General features: G+C 59.0%; 16 protein-coding genes and 1 pseudogene. 11 read left to right on the forward strand and 6 right to left on the reverse strand.

Annotated elements, in window-relative coordinates; genetic code table 11:
- Positions 1 to 82 precede the first annotated feature (82 nt).
- Positions 83 to 1,795 carry a cation:proton antiporter gene (locus tag AB4N91_RS17585; protein WP_010461257.1) on the forward strand — a complete coding sequence of 571 codons (1,713 nt, stop codon included), beginning with the start codon at positions 83 to 85 and terminating at the stop codon, positions 1,793 to 1,795.
- 1 nt (position 1,796) lies between these two features.
- Here AB4N91_RS17585 and AB4N91_RS17590 read toward each other — a convergent pair whose 3' ends face one another.
- Positions 1,797 to 3,005, reverse strand: a complete 1,209-nt coding sequence (locus AB4N91_RS17590) for an ammonium transporter (RefSeq protein WP_010461260.1) — start codon at positions 3,003 to 3,005, stop codon at positions 1,797 to 1,799.
- 302 nt (positions 3,006 to 3,307) lie between these two features.
- Here AB4N91_RS17590 and AB4N91_RS17595 point away from each other — a divergent pair, with 302 nt between their 5' ends.
- The 9 genes and pseudogenes from AB4N91_RS17595 to AB4N91_RS17635 all read left to right on the forward strand — a co-directional run bounded on the left by AB4N91_RS17595 (position 3,308) and on the right by AB4N91_RS17635 (position 15,005).
- Positions 3,308 to 3,622, forward strand: coding sequence for an ElaB/YgaM/YqjD family protein (locus AB4N91_RS17595; RefSeq protein ID WP_010461262.1), 315 nt, complete (start codon positions 3,308 to 3,310; stop codon positions 3,620 to 3,622).
- Between the two features lies 1 nt (position 3,623).
- Positions 3,624 to 4,013 (forward strand): phage holin family protein, encoded by a 390-nt coding sequence (locus tag AB4N91_RS17600; RefSeq protein ID WP_042932237.1) that lies wholly within the window; start codon positions 3,624 to 3,626, stop codon positions 4,011 to 4,013.
- Positions 4,010 to 4,351, forward strand: coding sequence for a hypothetical protein (locus tag AB4N91_RS17605; RefSeq protein WP_010461265.1), 342 nt, complete (start codon positions 4,010 to 4,012; stop codon positions 4,349 to 4,351). Before AB4N91_RS17600 ends, AB4N91_RS17605 begins: the two co-directional genes overlap by 4 nt.
- Before the next feature lie 126 nt (positions 4,352 to 4,477).
- Positions 4,478 to 5,641 carry an EAL domain-containing protein gene (locus AB4N91_RS17610; RefSeq protein WP_145308630.1) on the forward strand — a complete coding sequence of 388 codons (1,164 nt, stop codon included), beginning with the start codon at positions 4,478 to 4,480 and terminating at the stop codon, positions 5,639 to 5,641.
- A gap of 67 nt (positions 5,642 to 5,708) precedes the next feature.
- On the forward strand, positions 5,709 to 7,040 hold the full coding sequence (locus AB4N91_RS17615) for a deoxyguanosinetriphosphate triphosphohydrolase (protein ID WP_010461269.1): 1,332 nt from the start codon (positions 5,709 to 5,711) through the stop codon (positions 7,038 to 7,040).
- 186 nt (positions 7,041 to 7,226) lie between these two features.
- A pseudogene (locus tag AB4N91_RS17620) lies at positions 7,227 to 7,461 on the forward strand (hypothetical protein).
- A gap of 257 nt (positions 7,462 to 7,718) precedes the next feature.
- Positions 7,719 to 8,345 carry a response regulator transcription factor gene (locus tag AB4N91_RS17625; protein ID WP_010461270.1) on the forward strand — a complete coding sequence of 209 codons (627 nt, stop codon included), beginning with the start codon at positions 7,719 to 7,721 and terminating at the stop codon, positions 8,343 to 8,345.
- A gap of 8 nt (positions 8,346 to 8,353) precedes the next feature.
- Positions 8,354 to 12,010, forward strand: coding sequence for a transporter substrate-binding domain-containing protein (locus tag AB4N91_RS17630; protein ID WP_154913317.1), 3,657 nt, complete (start codon positions 8,354 to 8,356; stop codon positions 12,008 to 12,010).
- Positions 12,011 to 12,059: 49 nt separating this feature from the next.
- On the forward strand, positions 12,060 to 15,005 hold the full coding sequence (locus AB4N91_RS17635) for an HD domain-containing phosphohydrolase (protein ID WP_154913315.1): 2,946 nt from the start codon (positions 12,060 to 12,062) through the stop codon (positions 15,003 to 15,005).
- Here AB4N91_RS17635 and AB4N91_RS17640 read toward each other — a convergent pair whose 3' ends face one another.
- Positions 15,006 to 15,488 carry a GAF domain-containing protein gene (locus AB4N91_RS17640; protein WP_010461273.1) on the reverse strand — a complete coding sequence of 161 codons (483 nt, stop codon included), beginning with the start codon at positions 15,486 to 15,488 and terminating at the stop codon, positions 15,006 to 15,008.
- Complete coding sequence (locus tag AB4N91_RS17645) at positions 15,485 to 16,375, reverse strand: ATP-binding protein (protein ID WP_010461274.1); 891 nt, start codon at positions 16,373 to 16,375, stop codon at positions 15,485 to 15,487. Before AB4N91_RS17645 ends, AB4N91_RS17640 begins: the two co-directional genes overlap by 4 nt.
- A gap of 168 nt (positions 16,376 to 16,543) precedes the next feature.
- Here AB4N91_RS17645 and AB4N91_RS17650 point away from each other — a divergent pair, with 168 nt between their 5' ends.
- Positions 16,544 to 18,865 (forward strand): hybrid sensor histidine kinase/response regulator, encoded by a 2,322-nt coding sequence (locus tag AB4N91_RS17650; protein WP_154913312.1) that lies wholly within the window; start codon positions 16,544 to 16,546, stop codon positions 18,863 to 18,865.
- Here the strand turns inward: AB4N91_RS17650 and AB4N91_RS17655 are convergent.
- From AB4N91_RS17655 to msrB, 3 genes are all read right to left on the reverse strand, one after another.
- A complete protein-coding gene (locus AB4N91_RS17655; protein ID WP_010461278.1) occupies positions 18,849 to 19,310 on the reverse strand; it encodes a MarR family winged helix-turn-helix transcriptional regulator in 462 nt (153 codons plus the stop codon). The two genes, AB4N91_RS17650 and AB4N91_RS17655, sit on opposite strands and share 17 nt — an antisense overlap.
- Positions 19,307 to 19,792 (reverse strand): glutathione peroxidase, encoded by a 486-nt coding sequence (locus AB4N91_RS17660; RefSeq protein WP_010461280.1) that lies wholly within the window; start codon positions 19,790 to 19,792, stop codon positions 19,307 to 19,309. The genes AB4N91_RS17655 and AB4N91_RS17660 overlap by 4 nt, the downstream gene beginning before the upstream one ends.
- A 198-nt stretch (positions 19,793 to 19,990) precedes the next feature.
- Positions 19,991 to 20,386: a peptide-methionine (R)-S-oxide reductase MsrB gene (gene msrB / locus AB4N91_RS17665; RefSeq protein ID WP_154913310.1), complete on the reverse strand. Its 396-nt coding sequence runs from the start codon at positions 20,384 to 20,386 to the stop codon at positions 19,991 to 19,993.
- Positions 20,387 to 20,514: the final 128 nt, after the last annotated feature.

The following is a 20,514-nucleotide window of genomic DNA, read 5'->3' on the forward strand; positions in this document are numbered from 1 at the left end:
GTCGCTCCAGCGGCCAATTACGTGATGCTCAGGTTTTTTTTACTTCTACGCTTGAGTAGCCAGCCCCTCACCGGAGTTTTTCGTGTTCGCCAACCTCTTGATCATTCTCGCCTCCTCCCTGGTGGTGATTGCATTGTTCCAGCGCCTGCGTTTGCCTCCGGTGCTGGGCTACCTGTGCGTAGGGCTGATGATCGGGCCGACGGCGTTCAACTGGGTGAATGAAAGCGAAGAGTTGCCAGACCTGGCCGAGTTGGGCGTGGTGTTTCTGCTGTTCTCCCTTGGGCTGGAGTTTTCCCTGTCGAAGATGATCGAGCTGCGTCGGGTGGTGTTCGGCCTTGGTAGCCTGCAAGTGTTGGTGTCCGGGATTTTGATGGGGGCATTGCTGATGCTGTTCGGCATGCCGACGACGCCCGCGTTGTTACTCGGTGCCGGTCTGTCGCTGTCTTCTACGGCCATAGTCAGCAAGGAGCTGAGCAGCCTCGGCGAGATATTCAGCAGTCACGGCCAGAATGCCATCGCCGTGTTACTGTTCCAGGATGTGGTGGCGGTGCTGTTGCTGACCCTGGTGCCGGTGTTCGCCGGCAACAGCGATCAAGCCTGGTATTGGGCATTGCCGTTGACGCTGGGCAAGACCTTGGTGCTGTTCGGTGGTTTGTTGCTGGCCAGTCGATGGTTGTTGCCCCGCCTGTTCCATGAAGTTGCCGCCGCCCGCTCCCCGGAGCTGTTCGTGCTGCTGGCGCTGGTCATCGTTTTGCTGACCGCGTGGCTGACTCACCTGCTCGGTCTCTCCCCTGCCCTGGGTGCATTTCTCGCCGGCATGCTGCTGGGGGAAAGCCACTATCGGCACCAGATCGAGGCGGACATCCGGCCGTTCCGCGACATCTTGCTCGGGTTGTTTTTCGTCAGCATCGGCATGCTGATCGACTTGCAGCTGTTTGTCAGCCACGGCCTTATGGTTCTCGGCCTGACGCTTGGGTTACTGCTCATCAAGGGCACAGTGGTCGCGCTGCTGGTCAAATGGCGCGGCAGCGACGGCGAAACCGCCTGGCGCAGCGGCCTTGCATTGGCTCAGGGTGGCGAGTTCTGCTTTGCCTTGATGGCGCAGATGCAGCAAAACAAACTGATGCCCGCCGACTTCGGAGGTCTTCTGCTGGCCGCGACATTCTGCTCGATGCTGGTGACACCGTTGTTGCTGCGCGCCGCCCCCCACATTGCGACACGCCTGCATCGCAAGCCCAACGAAGAAGCAAAACTGGCAGAAATCAGCGCGCTTAACGCCGACTTGCACAACCACGTTGTGATTTGTGGCTACGGTCGCGTGGGTCAGTCGATCGGCCGCGCGTTGCGCAACGCGCGCCAACCTTACCTTGCGCTGGACACCGATCCGGTGCGTGTCCAGGAAGCTGCCGTGGATGAAACCTGTGTGCATTACGGCGACTCGCGGCGCGGTGAATTGCTGCTCGCGGTAGGGCTGGCGCGGGCCAGGCTGCTGGTGATTGCCGTGGACCAGACCGACATCGCGCTCTTGATTCTCCAGGAAGCGCGCCGATTGAACTCGAAGATTCCGATCCTGGTGCGCACTCGAGACGACAGCCAACTGACCGAGTTGAAAGCGGCCGGCGCCAGCGAAGTCGTGCCCGAGCTGTTGGAATCGAGCCTGATGCTCGCCTCCCACGCCCTGATCATGCTGGGTTTACCCGCGCATCAGGTACAGGAGCGGGCCGACCAGATACGGCATGATCGTTATCGTCTGCTGCACGGTTTTTATCCCGGGAGCGACGATGAAGAAAAGTGAATCAGTCCTGGCTCACGGCGCCGATCTTGTGCACCGACAAGTCCGCACCGTAATACTCCTCTTCCTGGCTCAGGCGCAGACCATGCAACGCCTTGATCCCGCCGTACACCACAAAACCACCGAGCAACGCGACGATCACACCCAACGAGGTGCCGATCAACTGGCTGATCAGGCTCACCCCACCCAGACCACCCAATGCACTCTGACCGAAGATGCCGCAGGCGAGTCCTCCCCAGACACCACACAAACCATGCAACGGCCAGACACCCAGCACATCGTCGATGCGCCATTTGACTTGAGCCGCGGTGAAGCACCAGACGAACAGGGTCCCGGCGATCACACCGGTGACCAGCGCGCCCACCGGGTGCATCAGGTCGGAACCTGCGCAGATCGCCACCAACCCGGCCAGTGGACCGTTATGCAGAAACCCCGGGTCGTTGCGTCCGACGATCAGTGCCGCCACGGTGCCGCCGACCATGGCCATCAGCGAGTTCACCGCGACCAATCCGCTGACGCCTTGCAGCGTTTGGGCACTCATGACGTTGAAGCCAAACCAACCGACGATCAGGATCCACGAACCCAATGCCAGGAAAGGAATGCTCGACGGTGCGAACGCCACCAGCCGCCCTTCGCGATAACGCCCTTGCCTGGGGCCGAGCAACAACACCGCCGCGAGGGCCAGCCATCCGCCCATGGCGTGGACCACGACCGAGCCCGCGAAGTCATGGAAGCTGGCGCCAAATTGTTCCAGCAACCAGGCTTGCAGCCCGAAGTTGCCGTTCCAGATCATGCCTTCAAAGAACGGGTAGATGAACGCCACGATCAGCGCCGTCGCACACAACTGCGGAACGAATCTGGCGCGCTCGGCAATGCCTCCGGAAATGATCGCCGGAATCGCCGCCGCGAAGGTCAGCAGAAAGAAAAACTTAACCAGCCCGTAGCCATGATCCGCATTGATCACCGCCGCTGGTTGCATGAAGGTGACCCCGTAGGAAATCCAATAGCCTATAAAGAAGTAGGCCAGGGTCGAAATGGCGAAGTCGCTGAGGATCTTCGACAAGGCGTTGACCTGATTCTTTTGTCGAACCGTGCCGACTTCAAGAAAGGCAAAACCGGCGTGCATGGCCAGAACCATGACCGCACCGATAAGAATGAACAACGTATTGGAGCTATGGACCAGACTGTCCACAGCGCTTTGCAGATTTTCCATGGGTTGGCAGACCTGAAGGCTAAAAGGCACCAAAGCGGTTCGCGCAGGGAATTTGTGCACCAAGTTGCGGCTCGCAGGATCAAGGCATTGATCCCCATGAACCGCTTTGGCGCACAAGGCTGAAACCTAGACGCGAGTTTTAATTGTTTGAATCAGGGTTTTCCTGAAATCATGCCCGGCAACAGCGCAACGGCGCGGGCTGATGCACCATGACATAGCAAAAGTTGTACCAGTCATTTGTACTGAACCTTCACATAACGCTCATACTCGAACGCTTCAGAAGCCAATTACGGAGATCACCAATGGCCCGCATCAAAGCAAAGACTGCTCAAGATATCCTGATGAACGACTTTCAGACTCTGGTCAACGACACCGAGCGGTTGCTGGAACACACCGCAACCCTGGCTGGCGATCAGGCCGATGAGCTGCGCGCCCAGATCCACGACAGCCTGCTGCGTGCCCGCGAAACGTTGAAGCTGACCGAAGACTCCCTGCGCGAACGCGGCCAGGCTGCCGTTACCGCTGCCGAAGATTACGTGCAGACCAATCCATGGCAATCGGTCGGGATCGCGGCGGGTGTCGGTTTTCTGATTGGCCTGCTGGCCACTCGGCGCTGATATGTCTATCGGTGAATCCAGCTCGTCCGCGACGGGCACAAGCTCTTCATCGCGGCGCCTGGGTGCCGCTTTTCTTGGACTGTTGCACAGCCATGTCGAACTGTTCGGCATCGAGTTGCAGGAACAGAAAGCGCGCACCGTAAGCCTGCTGCTGTTTGCAGGCCTGGCGCTGGTCTTTGCGTTGCTGTTGCTGGTGGGCTTGTCGACGCTGGTGCTGATTCTGTTCTGGGACACCTACCGTCTGCCAGCGATCATCGGACTCTGTGTGTTCTACACCCTGGCTGCAGTTTTCTGCGCCATGCGCCTGAAAGCAGCGATTTTCGATGAGTCCTCACCCTTCCACGGCACCCTGGAAGAATTGGCCAACGATAGGGAGCGCCTGCTGCCATGAGCCTGCCTGAATTGCCCCATAACAGCTCGCGCACCGAAATGCGCAAGGCGCTGATACGCCTGCGCATGGAAATGCATCGCCAGGAAATCCGTCACGAATCCGCGCAATTGCTGCAACCCCTGCAGCGGGTACGCGGGATGACGAAAAACCTGCACGATGGCTTCGGCATCAAGCACGCCCCGCTCTGGGGCATGGCCGCCGTGACGCTGCTCGGTTTTCTGACCGGTAAAGGTGCCAAGAACGGCGGTACCGGCAGCCTGACCCGGCTGGTTCGCCTCGGCACAACGCTGGGCCCCCTGATCAAATTGGTCATGCAGGGTTCTTCGCGCAAAGACTGAATAGCCACTATCTGGCTGCATTCTTGCAACACCACCGGGATTAACCTCTTTATCGAGAGGTTCAATCCTGTGTGCCTACCCGGCGAACAGCTCAATCCAAAAACAAGACCTTACTAAGGAGGCCTCGTGATCGACGGGCAACCGCTCGCCTGCTTTCAGCCATTTATCGATACCGCCACAGGCCGTATCGCGGGTGTGGAAGCGCTGGGTCGACTGCGACAGGCCGACGGTCAACTGGCTTCGGTGGGGCCGTTGTTCGCCGACCCGCGAACACCCGCCATCGCCCTTCGCCGCCTTGACCGGCAGATCCGCGATAACGCGCTGAGCCGTTTGCATGAAGCGCCATCGGACTGGTTTCTGAGCCTGAACATATCACCGCGCTGGATCAACCGCTTACGGCCGGACCAGGCTCTACCGAGCCTCAAGCAATTGAGCCGACACAACGTTGATCCGCAACGCATCGTCTTCGAGATCACCGAACTGGGGGGCGACATCCAGCGCCTGGCCGACGTCGTGGCACGCTATCGACACGCCGGGGCACGGATCGCCATCGATGATTTTGGTGCCGGTTACTCGCAACTTGATCGCGTGCTGGCCCTGCAACCGGACATTCTCAAGCTCGATATGCGACTGTTCCAGGCCGCGGCATTGGGCGGCCCCAGCAGCGACGTGGTGAAAGCCCTGGCGCAAATGGCCGAGAAAACCGGGTGCTGGATCATTGCCGAAGGAGTGGAAACCGAAGATCAGCTCAATTTCGCCCTGGAGTGCGGCTCGCGTTACGTACAAGGATTTCTCTTTGCCCGGGCGCAGGAGGACTTCTTCGCCACCGACGCCTTTGTCGAACGTTTCGCGCAACTGCGCCAGCGTTATGTTCAGCAGAAACTGGGCGAACGCGGTCGACTGATGATCATGCGCCAGCAACTCTGCGAATTGATGGCGATCCTGCAAGCCTGGGCCCTGGCCCGTGCGCCGCTGAACGCCTTGCCACAGCTGCAGGCGTTTCCATGGCTATTGCGCTTCTATCAATGCGACCGTCACGGCACCCAGTTGACGCCCAATCTGGAATGGCGCAACAACGGCTGGGAGGCAGATAACCGCTACCTGGGTCATAACTGGTCGTGGCGACCCTATTTCTATCAGTTGCTGGCCGAGGGCTGGGAAGAGCGGCGCCTGACACTGTCCACGACCTACCGCGATGCCACCAGCAATCAGTATTGCCTCACCGCCGGGCAATTTTTCGACAACGGCGAGCGACTGCTGCTCATCGACATCGACGCCGCCGGGCTCTAGTACCGCTTGCAGGCGCAGGCACGAACCCGGAAGCTAGAGGCTCAGTCACCTGACGGAGAGTCCAGCCTTGGATTGGCAAACCCTGCTTACCCGCGAACGCCTCGGAAAGCCTCTGCACAGCCCGGAAGAACTCGGCCGCAGCCCTTTTCACAAAGACCACGATCGCATCATCTTCTCGGGTGCCTTTCGCCGCCTCGGGCGCAAGACTCAGGTCCACCCGGTCACCAGCAACGATCACATCCACACACGCCTGACCCACTCGCTGGAAGTCAGCTGTGTGGGTCGATCGCTGGGCATGCGCGTCGGTGAGACCATTCGCAGCGCCTTGCCCGACTGGTGCGAACCGAGCGACCTGGGGATGGTGGTGCAATCGGCTTGCCTGGCCCATGACATCGGCAATCCACCCTTCGGGCATTCCGGCGAGGACGCGATCCGTCACTGGTTCCAGCAGGCCGCCGGCCGTGGCTGGCTGGACGCCATGAGCGACGTCGAACGCAATGACTTCCTGAACTTCGAAGGCAACGCCCAAGGCTTCCGGGTGCTCACCCAGCTCGAATACCATCAATTCGACGGCGGCACCCGGCTGACCTACGCCACGCTGGGCACTTATCTGAAATACCCGTGGACGGCAAAGCACGCCGATTCATTGGGCTACAAAAAGCACAAGTTCGGCTGCTATCAGAGCGAACTGCCGTTGCTGGAGCAGATCGCCCTTAAGCTCGGCTTGCCGCAATTGGAGGAACAGCGCTGGGCACGCCATCCACTGGTGTACCTGATGGAGGCTGCGGACGATATCTGTTACGCGCTGATCGATCTGGAAGATGGCCTGGAAATGGACCTGCTGGAGTACGCCGAAGTCGAGTCTTTGCTGCTCGACCTGGTGGGTGATGATCTCCCGGAAACCTATCGCCAACTGGGCCCACTGGATTCGCGTCGGCGTAAACTGGCGATCCTGCGGGGCAAGGCCATCGAGCACCTGACCAATGCCGCCGCCCGGGCCTTCGTCGAGCAACAGGACTCGCTGCTGGCCGGCACGCTGCCCGGCGATCTGGTGGAGCACATGCATGGTCCGGCCAAGCGCTGCGTCTTGAATGCCAAAGACATGGCGCGCAAAAAGATCTTCCAGGACAAGCGCAAGACGCTGCACGAAATCGGCGCTTATACCACCCTCGAAATCCTCCTCAACGCATTCTGTGGCGCAGCACTGGAACAACACAACGGTCGAACACCGTCCTTCAAGAGCCGGCGCATCCTCGACCTGCTAGGCAACAATGCGCCCGATCCTCATGGTCCTTTACACACCTCGTTCCTGAGAATGATCGACTTCATCGCCGGCATGACCGACAGCTATGCCAGTCAAATGGCACTGGAAATGACCGGTCGCTCAAGCCACGGATAACCGTGCATCGTTCAGCCGCGTCAGGGCCTCCTGACCGGCTGATCGACGTTCTGCCCATTTCTCGTTTCAATCCGCGCGTCAGCAGAATCGCCCTACGCCCAGTACAGAGCCGACTGATCGAATGAACGGTCCGATCGCGAAATAATCACGCGCCCTCTGCTCGACAGATGAAGCATGAAAAAACCCATGTCTGAACACGATTGGCGCATCTTGCTGGTGGAAGACCACCCCTTCCAGCTCAGGGCCAACCAGCCAAATGGGAATGATCAGACAGGCCATTGTGCTGAGTAGTCTGACATCCATTGAACTGGACGCTCTTGAAAGAATAGCCGTCGAACACGGGCTGCCCTTGTTGGGCTATTTGATAAAACCCCTGAAACAATCAGACCTTAGAAACTTATTGACCTTGATTTCACTGTAAAAACGTTCCCAAACAAAGACACACTAAAAAACATTTAAACAACAATCTAATCCATTTCAAATCAATCTGTCCGACCCACCAAACGCACATACAACACCTTGACTGATCCTCATGCAAAACCTAGTTGATCCGTAGTCCGATTCTTCTTCGATTGTAGGATTTATCTTATATTGCCACTACAGGCCTGTCAGTTGATCCCCCCCTCAACTATCTGAGCTAAGGTGCGCGCTTTATTTGAGCGCGTATGGGATTTGATTATGAACTCCGTTTTTATTGTCGACGATCACCCTGTCATCCGTCTTGCCGTCCGAATGTTGCTCGAACATGAGGGTTACAAAGTCGTCGGCGAAACTGATAATGGGGTCGATGCCATGCAGATGGTTCGTGAATGCATGCCAGACCTGGTCATTCTTGACATCAGCATCCCCAAACTGGATGGGCTGGAAGTTCTCTCCCGCTTCAACGCAATGAGTACCCCCCTGAAAACGCTGGTTTTAACAGCCCAGTGCCCGACACTTTTCGGTATTCGCTGCATGCAATCCGGCGCGTCCGGGTATGTATGCAAACAGGAAGACCTTAGTGAACTGGTGAGCGCAATTAAAGCGGTACTATCAGGTTACAACTATTTCCCCAGCCAGGCCTTGAATCCTGTCCGTGCTGACGATGAGCGATATTCCGACCTTGAACTGTTCAAGTCAGTCAATGACCGAGAGCTGATGGTATTGCAACTTTTTGCCCAAGGCCGCACTAACAAGGAAATTGCCAAGGGCATGTTCCTGAGCAACAAGACTGTCAGCACTTACAAAAAACGCCTCATGCAAAAACTCAAGGCCAAATCACTCGTTGAACTCATTGATATGGCAAAACGCAACGCGTTAGTGTGAGAAACAGGATGCCCAGTCGTTTAATGGATTATCTGATACCGCTGGTCGCGGGTTTATGTCTGAGCACCTCAGCGCACGCGGCACCGACGGCGAGCGAGCAGTACACTCTGCTCAGTCGCTCAATGACCGGACACATGGAAGTCCAACTGGATAAATCGCAACAACAATGGCTTAACAATAAGCGTGAACTGATTCTGGGCACCTCTGCCCCTGACTACCCTCCTTTCGACCTGACCATCAGCGGCCGCGACTACGAAGGTTTCACTGCTGATTACGCGGGCATCCTGGGCAAGGCCACCGGCCTGCCAGTCAAGGTCCAGCGCTACGTTTCCCGGGGAGACGCGATCAAAGCCCTGGAAAAAGGCGAGGTCGACATGCTCGGCAGCGCCAATGGTTTTGAAGCCCGCAATGCGGACATCGTGCTGTCCTTGCCCTATGCCGTGGATCAACCGGTTCTGGTGACACGGGAAGGCGAAACCAGATCCCTGAGCGACGGGCTCGCCGGACTGCGCCTGAGCATGGTTTATCACTACTTGCCGCTGGACGAAGTCAAAGCCCTGTACCCGAAAGCCATCATCACTTCCTACCCCTCCTACCAGAATGCAATCAATGCGGTGGCTTTCGACCAGGCCGATGTTTTTCTGGGCGACACCATTTCAACCCATTACATCATCAACAAGGGGTATCTGAACAACATCCGCATGGCCAACTTCGGTAAACACGAGGCCCACGGTTTCAGCTTCGCCGTACACAAGGGCAACCCGGCTCTGCTCGGGATCATCAACGCCATCCTCAAAGCGACACCTGGCAGCGAGCGAGAAAACATCGCCAAACGCTGGAGTGCGGGCAGTGACATTCTTCTCACCGATCAGAAACTGCAACTCACCGACCGTGAACAACGCTGGCTGGCGCAACATCCCGTCGTGCGGGTCGTGGTCAACGAAGCGTTGGCCCCACTGACCTTTTTCGACAGCGACGGTAACTTCCGGGGCGTATCCGCCGACTTGCTCGAGCTGATCAGATTGCGCACCGGTTTGCGCTTCGAGATCCATCGCAGCCGTAACGATGACGAGATGATCGAGCAGGTCAACAGCCATCAGGCCGACCTGATTGCCGCCCTGCTCCCCAGCACCCAACGTGAAGCGATGCTGAACTTCAGCCGTCCTTATCTGGAAAACTCCGTTGTACTGCTCACTCGCAAAGCTGCCGACAGCCCGTCAAATCTGACGCAACTCACGGACAAGCGCCTGGCCATCGCCCAAGGCAATCCTATGGCGGACTACCTGCGCCGCGAGTTCCCGCGAATCCATCTGATCGAAACGCCGGACACCTTCAGCGCCGTGGAATTGCTCGCCGAGGGTCAGGCGCAAGGGACGGTGAGCTCTTTGGTGATTGCCAACTATTTCATCTCATCGCGAATCTTTGAGCACGCACTTCAAATCAGCACCACCATCGGTACCCGGCAAGCCGCGTTCTCCCTGGCGACCGGGCGTGACGCCAAAGAGCTGGGTTCGATCCTCGACAAGGCCCTGCTGAGCATCGCGCCGGAAGAGCTGGGCATTATCAACAGCCGCTGGCGAGGCTACTCGTCTGCTTCGCAAAGTACCTGGCGCAACTATCACCGAGTGTTCTATCAGATCGTTCTGGGTGTCGGCGTGCTGCTGCTGATGTCCATGACCTGGAACGCTTACATGCGCCGCCAGATCAATCAGCGCCTGGCCGCCGAGCTCGCCCTGAACGACCAACTCGAGTTCATGGGATCGCTGGTCAACGGCACGCCTCATCCCATCTACGTGCGCGATCGCCAGGGCTTGCTGCAAAGCTGTAACGACAGTTACCTGGAGGTCTTCTGCGCCAAACGCGAAGACGTGATTGGTAAAAACGTCATGCAGGGCAGCTTGAGCAACTCATTTGAAGCCCAGGAATACCAGGCGGATTACCAACGCGTCGTGGCCGAAGGAACTCCGCTGATTCTCGACCGGCCATTGCATATCGGTGGCCGCACACTGACGATTTATCACTGGATACTTCCCTACCGGGACTCCAGCGGTGAAGTACAAGGCATCATTGGCGGCTGGATCGACATCAGCGAACGCCGACAACTGTTCGACGACCTGCGTGCCGCGAAAGAGCGTGCGGATGAAGCCAACCGTGCCAAAAGCACCTTTCTGGCGACCATGAGCCATGAAATCCGCACGCCGATGAATGCCATCATCGGCATGCTCGAACTGACCCTCAAGCGTATCGATCACAGCCACCCGGATCGCCCGGCCATTGACGTGGCCTACCACTCGGCGAAAGACCTGCTGAACCTGATCGGGGACATTCTTGATATTGCGCGAATTGAATCCGGTCGCCTGAGCCTGAGCCCGGAACGCGTCAACCTGAGAGAAACCGTGGCGTCGGTGGTGCGGATTTTCGACGGACTGGCCCGCCAGAAAAATCTGCGCCTGCGGCTGGACTTCAACCCGGCAGAACCACCCTCCGATGTCCTGCTGGACCCAATGCGCTTCAAGCAGGTGCTGTCCAACCTCGTCAGCAACGCCATCAAATTTACCGAACAGGGTCAGGTCCGGATTGTGGTCGAACTGCATCCGACCGACGAAACCGGCCGGGTGCTGTTGCAGTTACAGGTTCAGGACAGCGGGGTCGGGATCAGCGAACAGGACCAACGGCGTTTGTTCGAGCCTTTCGCCCAGGCCGATCATTCCGCGCAGGCAGCCAGAGGCGGCGCGGGGCTTGGTCTGGTGATCAGCCGCAATCTGTGCGAGATGATGGGCGGCAACCTGCAGTTGAGCAGCCAGGCTGGAATCGGCACTCAGGTCAGGATCTCGCTGAACCTTGCAACACTGCCAGCCGAGCGGGTGTCGAAAACCGCTGAACCGCCCCTTCACCCGACCTCGGCTGTGCTGAACGTCCTGGTGGTCGACGACCATCCCGCCAATCGCTTGCTCATGTGTCAGCAACTGGAGTTCCTGGGGCATCGCTACAGCGCCGCACCGGATGGCGAAGCGGGGTTGAAGGCCTGGAAGGACAACGTGTTCGATCTGGTGATCGTCGATTGCAACATGCCGATCATGGATGGATACGAACTGGCTCGCTCCATTCGCCAACATGAACAGCAAACGCAGAGCCGGCCTTGTACCGTTTTGGGCTTCACCGCCAACGCACAACCGGAAGAAATACAACGCTGCAGACAAGCCGGAATGGACGACTGCCTGTTCAAACCCCTGAGCCTGACAGCCTTGAGTCAGTGGGTTGAAGGCGTTGCGCCAACGGTCCGCGCCCCGGCCTTCAGTCTTGAAGGGCTGCATCTGCTGACGGGTGGCAGCCCGACACTGGACCGGCGCCTGTTGTCCGAACTGCTGAACAGCAACCGTCTGGATCGGCAAGAGTTGCTGGCGTTGTCCCCCACGGAAGATCGGCAGGCTTTCATCGAGGTGGCCCACAAAATCAAGGGTGCTGCGCGAATCGTCCAGGCTTGCCGATTGATCGACAGCTGCGAGGCGCTGGAAAACGCCTGTCATGACGTGCTCCCCCCTGAAGCAGTCGTCAATTGCACCAAGGCCATGGACCGGGCGATGGTCGAACTGGAGCAGGCATTGGAACAGGCTTTGGAGCAACAGATAGGCCACAACGAGAAAAGCAGAATGATGCAGCCTTAACTATGCTTGGACGCTGAGCAGTGTGTTAAACATCATGGAGAGACCCGCAATGCCCAGCCCACTGCGCCCGGATCAACGCCGGTTTCCGCTGCACATCCATATCAGTGTGATGTTCACCTTTCTGTTATTGCTGACCGGTGCAGTGCTGGGCATTTTCAACTACGGGCAAACCACGCAGATCATTCTTTCCAGCAGTGAAAAGCTCTTCAACCGCATCGAGCAGGATGTCCGCCTGGACCTGCAAGGCACCTACGAACCGATTCGCCATCTGCTGAGCCTGCTGGCGGACTACCCGGCGACCCGCGCTCCGGATCTGGAGCAACGCCTGGCGTTGCTCCAGCCCTTTAGCCAGTCGCTCAACGACAACCCCAACCTGGCATCGTTATACCTGGGTTATGGCAACGGTGATTTTTTCATGGTCCGCCCCTTGCGGACGGCATCCCTGAGAACTGAACTGAAAGCCCCCGATTCAGCGGCGTTTCAAGTCTGGAGCATCGAGCACAGCAGCAGTGGTCAGATCCACTCCCAATCCCTGTTTTTTGATCAATCCCTGACACTCATCAACCGCCTGGACAACCCCGACGAAACCTTCGATCCCCGCACTCGTGCCTGGTTCTCCAGCGCACGCGGCGACGTGAACCAGATCACCACTGATCCCTACGTTTTTTTCTCCACCCGCAACGTCGGCACTACCTTGGCCCGGCGCAGTGGTGAAAACGCGGTGATGGGGGCCGACCTGACCCTGGCCGAATTGTCGGCCACCCTGGCCAAACACGTGGTGACGCCCCATACCGAAATCGTGCTGTTCGATGCCCAGGGCAATGCCATCGCCTACCCCGACAGCGACAAGCTGATCATCGACGGCCAGACCGCTCGCCTGAACAAGGCTGCCGACCTCAGCCCCGGCCTCGGCGCCCTGCTCTCCAATCCTCCTGCCAGCAATCGGCTGGACGCCGCCGGTCGTCAATGGATCGTGGCGCGCAGCAGCATGACGGAGGGCGGCCCCCAGGGACTGCAACTGGCGTTGCTGGTGCCGGAGGACGAATTGCTCGCCGATGCCTACCGCATGCGCTGGCAAGGCGCGCTGATTACTCTGGCGACATTGCTGCTGTGCCTGCCCGTGGGATGGTTGACCTCCAGAGTCCTGGTCAAGCCCCTGCGCACGCTGGTGCAGGAAGCCGATGCGGTGCGCAGTTTCAATTTCGACTTTCCGATCGGCCACAGTTCGCCAGTGCTTGAAATTGACCAACTGAGCGTGTCGATGGCTCGGATGAAGGACACTCTGGGCAGTTTTTTCCAGATCACCGATAGCTTGAGCGCGGAGACCCGCTTTGCGCCGTTGCTGGAGCGGGTGCTGTTTGAAACCGTGAAGATCGGGCAAGCCCAGGCCGGTCTTATTTACCTGCGCGAACGTGACAGCGATCGCATGGAGCCCCAGGGCCTGGTCATCAATGGCACGTCACAAGCATTGCCCTCATTCGGAGTTCAGGGACACGAACTCCAGGATCCGCAGAGTCCTCAGTGGCTTCAGCAGTTGTCGACCGCCGACAATATCGTGACCAATCTGGGTTTCGAACAGGCGGGGGATTTGCAGAAGGTGATGCTCGCGCTGGAATACCCCCGGGTGCACCTGATCGGCATCCGCTTGCACAATCGGCACAACGAAACCGTGGGCCTGCTGATCCTGCTTTTGACCGACAGCGGCACACAAAGCGACCTGGAAAAACTGCGCCCGGACCGCATCGCGTTTCTCCAGGCGGTGTCCGGCGCCGCGGCCGTGAGCATTGAGAGCCAGCGCCTGCAAGCCAAACAGAAACAACTGCTGGACGCCTTCATTCAACTGCTGGCCGGCGCGATCGATGCCAAGAGCCCTTATACCGGAGGCCACTGCCAGCGAGTGCCGGAGCTGACCCTGATGCTCGCCCAGGCGGCGGCCGCCAGTCAGGCCCCGGCCTTCAGCGACTACCAACCCACCGAAGATGAGTGGGAAGCCCTGCACATTGCGGCCTGGCTGCACGATTGCGGGAAGGTCACGACGCCTGAATACGTGGTCGACAAAGCCACCAAGCTTGAGACCCTGAACGACCGCATCCATGAAATCCGCACCCGTTTCGAGGTCCTCAAGCGCGATGCCTGGATCAATTATTGGCAAGCCGTCGCCCTGGGCGGTGACGAGCAGCACCTGGCCGAATTGCGCAATGCCAACCTGGCCGGGCTGGATGATGATTTCGCCTTCGTCGCCCGCTGTAATCTGGGCGCAGAGGCCATGGCCGAAGCCGATCTGCAACGGCTGCGCAGCATTGCCCAGCGCAACTGGACCCGTACCCTGGACGATCGAATCGGTGTGTCCTGGGAAGAAAACCGCCGCCAGGCACGAACCCCGGCACCGACCTTGCCGGTCAGCGAGCCGCTGTTGGCGGACAAGCCCGAGCACCTGTTCGAACGCGCCGAAAGCGAACTGATTCCGGAAGACAATCCCTGGGGTTTCAAGCTCGATGTGCCGCGCTACAAATACAACCGAGGCGAGCTCTACAACCTGAGCATCACCCGAGGCACGCTGACCCGCGAGGAGCGTTACATCATCAATCATCACATGGTGCAGACGATCCTGATGCTCAGCCACTTGCCCTTCCCCGGCCACCTCAACAACGTCGCGGAAATCGCTGGCGGCCACCACGAGAAAATGGACGGCACCGGTTACCCCAAACAGTTGAAGCGCGAAGAAATGAGTCTGCCGGCACGGATGATGGCGATTGCCGATATTTTCGAGGCACTGACCGCCGCCGATCGCCCTTACAAGAAGGCCAAGACCTTGAGCGAAGCGCTGGGCATCATGGCCACCATGTGCCGTGACGCCCATATCGATCCGGAGTTGTTCGGCTTGTTCATCAACGCCGGCATCTATCTGCAATACGCCGACCGATTCCTCGATCCAAGGCAGATCGATGCGGTCGACCCGTCAAGCCTGTTGCTCAAGGCCGGCTTGAGGGTGTGATCAGCAATCGGTCAGACGCAGGAAAATCGCCGCCAGTTGCTCGATACCGGCCTGATCGTCAGCTGTAAACCGCGCCAGACTCGGGCTGTCGAGGTCCAGCACGCCAATCAGGCGACCGTCCTTGACCAGCGGCACGACCAGCTCGCTGTTCGAGGCGCTGTCGCAGGCGATGTGCCCGGGGAACGCGTGAACGTCTTCGACCAACTGGGTCTTCAAGGTCGCCGCCGCCGTCCCACACACGCCGCGACCGAAAGGAATCCGCACACAGGCGATCTGCCCCTGAAACGGGCCAAGCACCAGTTCTTCGTCGCGATTGAGGTAGAAACCGGCCCAGTTCAAGTCGTCGAGCTGGCTGTACAGGAACGCCGAAAACTGCGCGGCGTTGGCGATAAAGTCACGCTCGTCCGCCAGTAGCGACTCCAGCTGCGCCCATAACATGCCGTAACCGTCCAGGCCTTGGCCGCTCTTCTGTAAATCGATCATGCTTTGTGCTCCAACAGCTTCAGCCCCACCCAATAGCGGGCAAATTGATACGCGCAGCGTCCATTGCGGTTGCCCCGGCCCGTAGCCCAGCGCACGGCGAGGATGTCCAGCTCTTCGTTACGCTGCCACTCAAGGCCGGATTTTCCGGCCAATTGCCCGATCCAGTGCTCGACGACGTCAAGGAAGTGCTCTTGAGTAAACGGATAGAACGACAGCCACAATCCAAAACGGTCCGACAGCGCGATCTTGTCTTCCACCGCCTCGCTGGGATGCAGTTCGCCATCGACCCGTTTCCAGTTTTCGTTATCGCTTTCCTTTTCCGGCACCAGGTGGCGACGGTTAGAGGTGGCGTACAGCAAGACGTTATCCGGCGCCTGTTCGAGCGAGCCGTCGAGCACGCTCTTGAGCACGCGATAGTCGCCTTCGCCCGACTCAAACGACAGGTCATCGCAGAACAGCACGAAACGCTGAGGCAGCCTGGCGATCTGTTCGACCACGCGCGGCAGGTCCGCCAGGTGATCGCGCTCGATCTCGATCAACCGCAGGCCGGCCTTGGCGTGCTCGGCCAGCAATGCGCGCACCAGCGACGATTTGCCGGTGCCGCGCGAGCCCCAGAGCAGTGCGTGGTTGGCGGGCATGCCGTCGAGGAACTGCTGGGTATTTCGCCCCAGTTGCTCCACTTGGCGGTCGACACCGATCAAGTCGGACAACCGCGTGTCGAGGCTGACATGCAGCGGCAGCAGAAACCCGCTGCGGCCCTCGCGTTGCCAGCGCGCGGCCAGGCATTGCGTCCAGTCGATGGCTTGCCGAGGAGCAGGCAAGAGCGGTTCGATACGGGCCAGGACAGCATCGGCGCGTTCAAGAAAAGCATTCAATCGGGAATCCACGTCTTCTCCTCGGGCACGTTCACAGTGATGATGGCATTGCAGCGACGCAACGAAGCATTCGGCACCCGGTTCATCCCTTGTTGCACAAGGGCTCGCGAGAACATCGGTATCCATGCATGATCGACTATGCTTGAGCAGCGAAGGGAAACGGAAGTGGTTCAACACCCCATGGATATCAAATTCACCCACCGGCTGTCATACAAGCAAGCCAGGCTGACCGTGCTTGTCGGTTTCATTCTGGGCACGCTGCTCAGTCTGCTGCAAATAGGCATCGATTATGCCAGCGAAGACGCCTCCATCAACCGTGAAATACTGTCTTTACTGGAAATCAGCCATAACCCCGCGTCCCGCATCGCCTACAACATCGACGCCGAACTCTCCCAGGAACTGACCATGGGCCTGTTGCGCTCGCCGGCGATCATCGGTGCGCAATTGACTGACAACAACGGCACCGTCCTGGCCAGCGTCAAACGCCCGACGCTGCAAAGCAATTATCGGATGATCAGCGACTTCCTGTTCGGCGCCAATCGCCAGTTTGAAGACCGCCTCTACCTCGATCACTTGCCGAACGAATCACTCGGCACCTTGCGACTTGAAGTCGATACCTACGCCTTCGGCAGCCGTTTCCTGCGCCGGGCCGAGGTGACGCTGCTCAACGGCTTCGCTCGCAGCCTGCTCCTCACCGGCATCCTGTTGGCGCTGTTCTACGTGATGCTGACGAAGCCGCTGGTGCGGGTCATCCGCGAACTCAGCGGGCGCGATCCGCGTAGCGCGGAACCGACCTGGCTGGAATACCCGAGCGGACATAAAAACGATGAAATCGGTGTGCTGGTCAAAGTGGCCAACCAGCAGTTCGAAAACATCGCCACCGAAATCCAGCAGCGGCGCAACGCCGAAAACCGCCTGACCGACTACCTCGGGCAACTGGAAAACATCGTCTCGGCCCGCACCGCGGAGCTCAAGGCGATCAATGCCCGGCTCAGTCAATCGAACCAGGAGCTGGAAGTCGCACGAAGCACCGCCCTCGATATGGCCGAAGCACGTTCGGTGTTTCTCGCCAATATGAGCCATGAAATCCGCACACCGCTCAACGGCCTGCTGGGCATGATCGCGCTCTCGCTGGACGGCCCGCTCAATGCCGAACAACAGCAACAGCTGTCCATTGCCCATGACTCGGGCAAAGTGCTGGTGGAACTGCTCAACGATATTCTCGACCTGTCGAAATTCGATGCCGGCCAGCTCGAACTCGAACACATTCCGTTCGACCTCGGGTCGCTGATCGAAGACACCGCCAATCTGCTGTCGCAGAACGCCGCGCCCAGCGTCGAGTTGACCTGCCTGATCGATCCGCACTTTCCGGCGTTGGTGCTGGGGGATCCGACCCGCGTCCGGCAGATCGTCAGCAACCTGTTGTCCAACGCCCTCAAGTTCACCCGTTTCGGTCGGGTGGATGTGCGCCTTTCAACCTTTGAAGATGGCGTCAGAATCGAAGTCTGCGACACCGGTATCGGGATTGCCCAGGATGCTCAGGTCAAAATCTTCCAGCCTTTCACGCAGGCCGGCGCCGGCATAACCCGCCAATTTGGCGGCACCGGGCTGGGCCTGGCGCTGACCTATAACCTCTGCGAAGCGATGCAGGGGCGGCTGACCATCAGCTCGGAAGCGGGTTTCGGCAGCCAGTTCTGCGCCGACCTGCCGTTGCCCTGCCATACCCGGGCCATCGCCCCACAGCCGTTACCGGGCAAGGTCATTGCCGTCACCGCGGCCAACAGCGGCCTGGCGGAACTGCTGAAAAACCTGTTGCCCGGCTGGGGGCTCGACTATCAGCAACGGTCCATCGATGACTCGTTCATCGGCCTCGACCCGGACGTGCTGATCACCGACTGTCCCGAATGCCTGTTTGGCCTGCGCCCGACCCTCGACGCGCCTATCTTGCTGGTGACCGCCTATGGCAGCTTCATGCCCAGTGAAGAAGCCAACGCCCTGGCGCCCCTGCAACAGCAGGCTCGTCCTTTGGCGCGCAATGCGCTTTACCAGACATTGCGCCGGGTGCTGCTGCCCGAAAGCAACCTGATCAACGGTGCCCGGGTCGAAAACCTTACCCCCCAACGACGCGGACGTGTCCTGCTGGTCGAGGACAACCCGGTCAATCAATTGGTGGCCAAGGGCATGCTCGGCAAACTCGGTTGCGAGGTGATCGTCGCCGCTCACGGTGCCGAAGCCCTGGATCAGCTTGAGCACAGCGAATTCGACCTGGTGCTGATGGACTGCAACATGCCGGTGATGGATGGCTATGAAGCCAGCCGACAAATCCGTCGCAGCGGGCGCTGGCCACAACTGCCCATCGTGGCCTTGACTGCCAACGCCATGTCCGAGGAACGCGAACGCTGCCGTGTGGCGGGCATGAGCGATTACCTGGCCAAGCCCTTTCGCCGAGAAGAACTGGCCGCGTTGCTCGACCTGTGGATACCGACTACGACAGCGCTTTGATTTGCCCCAGCAGGTGATCGAGACCGTCGCGCAGATCATGCAGGCGATCCAGATCGACGCCGCTGTCGCACAGCAACCGGGCCTTGAGCGGCCCGACCTGATCACGCAAAGCCTTGCCGGTCGGCGAAAGACTCAGGTGCACTTCTCGCTCATCGCGCGCCGAACGCTGGCGCTGCACCAGTTGCAGCTGCTCAAGGCGCTTGAGCAACGGCGTCAGGGTGCCGGAATCCAGCGCCAGGCGTTCGCCCAGCGCCTTGACCGTCGGCTGCTCCGGCGCCGTTTCCTGCCATTCCCACAACACCAGCATCGCCAGGTATTGCGGATAGGTCAGGCCCAGTTGATCGAGCATCGGCTTGTAGGCGCGGATCACCGCCCGAGAAGCCGCATACAGCTTGAAGCAGAGCTGGCTGTCGAGCTTCAGCGAATCGACGGACAGGGTGTTCATTTGAGCAGGGCTTCGATCTCGCGGCTCAGGTCCTGCGGCTTGGTTGCCGGAGCGAAGCGCTTGACCAACTGGCCGTCCTTGCCGATCAGGAACTTGGTGAAGTTCCATTTGATGCCCTGGGAGCCGAGCACGCCCGGTGCACGTTTCTTCAATTGCACAAACAGCGGATGAGCACCGGCACCATTGACGTCAATCTTCTTGAACAGCGGGAAGGTGACACCGAAGTTCAACTCGCAGAATTCGGAAATCGCCCCTTCGTTACCCGGTTCCTGCTTGCCGAACTGATTGCAGGGAAAGCCGAGCACCACCAGGCCTTGATCCTTGTAGGTCTGCCACAATTCTTCGAGGCCTTTGTATTGCGGGGTAAAACCGCACTTGCTGGCGGTGTTGACCACCAGGACGGCTTTGCCGGCGAAATCGGCCAGGGTTTTCTGATCACCTTTGATGGTGGTCACCGGGATGGTCAGCAGGTTGTCGCTCATGGGTTTGGCTCGAATTGACGGAACAAGCCATGAACATAGCGAGCAATTGAATTGTGTGCAATTTAAATGTGCGGGGCGCCGGATATCTCCGGATATCTGTAGGAGCTAAGCCTGCTCGCGAAGGCGTCGGGTCAGTCACCATCTGTGCTGAATGTTGAGACGCCTTCGCGAGCAAGCTTCGCTCCTACATGGCTCGCATTACTCGCGCGATACCAGGTCCAGGCACACCGAATTGATGCAATAACGCAGACCGGTCGGCGGCGGGCCATCTGGGAACACGTGCCCCAGATGCGCGTCGCATTTGGCGCAAACCACTTCAGTGCGGATCATGCCGTGGCTGACATCACGGATCTCGACCATGGCGCTGTCGCCGATAGGCGCGTAGAAGCTCGGCCAGCCGCAGCCGGAGTCGAATTTGGTTTTGGCGTCGAATAGCGGCTCGTTGCAGCAGATGCAGTGGTAGACACCGTCAGTTTTGGTGTCGTTGTATTTGCCGGAGAACGGCCGTTCGGTGCCCTTGAGACGGCAAACGTTGTACTGCTCTGGATCGAGCATCGCCTTCCATTCTTCCAGGGTTTTATCCAACTTTTCCATCGTCACACCTCAGCAGCTGAAAAAGCCCGATCTGTACCTTTTCCACGGATCGGGCGGCACGTATGATTGCGCCTCGTCAAACGCCAGTCTGGCAGCCAGACCACGCGCATTCAAACGGATTTATGGGT

This window comes from Pseudomonas sp. H3_D04 (assembly GCF_054669175.1).

Bases quoted from the DNA above. Each gene is read 5' to 3' on its own strand.
- AB4N91_RS17630 (WP_154913317.1), top strand. From the start codon at position 8,354: ATGCCCAGTCGTTTAATGGATTATCTGATACCGCTGGTCGCGGGTTTA.
- AB4N91_RS17640 (WP_010461273.1), bottom strand. From the start codon at position 15,488: ATGATCGATTTACAGAAGAGCGGCCAAGGCCTGGACGGTTACGGCATG.
- AB4N91_RS17590 (WP_010461260.1), bottom strand. From the start codon at position 3,005: ATGGAAAATCTGCAAAGCGCTGTGGACAGTCTGGTCCATAGCTCCAAT.
- AB4N91_RS17660 (WP_010461280.1), bottom strand. From the start codon at position 19,792: ATGAGCGACAACCTGCTGACCATCCCGGTGACCACCATCAAAGGTGAT.
- AB4N91_RS17635 (WP_154913315.1), top strand. From the start codon at position 12,060: ATGCCCAGCCCACTGCGCCCGGATCAACGCCGGTTTCCGCTGCACATC.
- AB4N91_RS17625 (WP_010461270.1), top strand. From the start codon at position 7,719: ATGAACTCCGTTTTTATTGTCGACGATCACCCTGTCATCCGTCTTGCC.
- AB4N91_RS17595 (WP_010461262.1), top strand. From the start codon at position 3,308: ATGGCCCGCATCAAAGCAAAGACTGCTCAAGATATCCTGATGAACGAC.
- msrB (WP_154913310.1), bottom strand. From the start codon at position 20,386: ATGGAAAAGTTGGATAAAACCCTGGAAGAATGGAAGGCGATGCTCGAT.
- AB4N91_RS17605 (WP_010461265.1), top strand. From the start codon at position 4,010: ATGAGCCTGCCTGAATTGCCCCATAACAGCTCGCGCACCGAAATGCGC.
- AB4N91_RS17650 (WP_154913312.1), top strand. From the start codon at position 16,544: ATGGATATCAAATTCACCCACCGGCTGTCATACAAGCAAGCCAGGCTG.
- AB4N91_RS17655 (WP_010461278.1), bottom strand. From the start codon at position 19,310: ATGAACACCCTGTCCGTCGATTCGCTGAAGCTCGACAGCCAGCTCTGC.
- AB4N91_RS17600 (WP_042932237.1), top strand. From the start codon at position 3,624: ATGTCTATCGGTGAATCCAGCTCGTCCGCGACGGGCACAAGCTCTTCA.